Genomic DNA, 237 nt, shown 5'->3' with positions numbered 1-237 from the left:
CCGAGTCCGAATCGCTATCTGAGTCTGAATCACTGTCTGAGTCTGAGTCGCTATCTGAGTCTGAGTCGCTATCTGAATCTGAATCACTGTCTGAGTCTGAGTCGCTGTCCGAATCTGAATCGCTATCTGAGTCTGAGTCTCTGTCTGAGTCTGAGTCGCTATCCGAGTCTGAGTCGCTGTCTGAATCGCTATCTGAATCTGAATCACTGTCTGAGTCTGAGTCGCTGTCTGAATCTG

At 48.9% G+C, this 237-nt stretch carries 1 protein-coding gene; it reads right to left on the bottom strand.

Features of this window, described 5'->3' with window-relative positions; all coding sequences use genetic code 11:
- Positions 1–237, bottom strand: a 237-nt coding sequence (locus IDG64_RS15695) for a hypothetical protein (RefSeq protein ID WP_206171378.1), incomplete at both ends; no start/stop codon positions are given.

The sequence above is a fragment of the Staphylococcus sp. EG-SA-15 genome (assembly GCF_017151895.1).
GTDB classification, from domain to species: domain Bacteria; phylum Bacillota; class Bacilli; order Staphylococcales; family Staphylococcaceae; genus Staphylococcus; species Staphylococcus aureus.
This window is presented reverse-complemented; position numbering and strand designations above follow the sequence as displayed.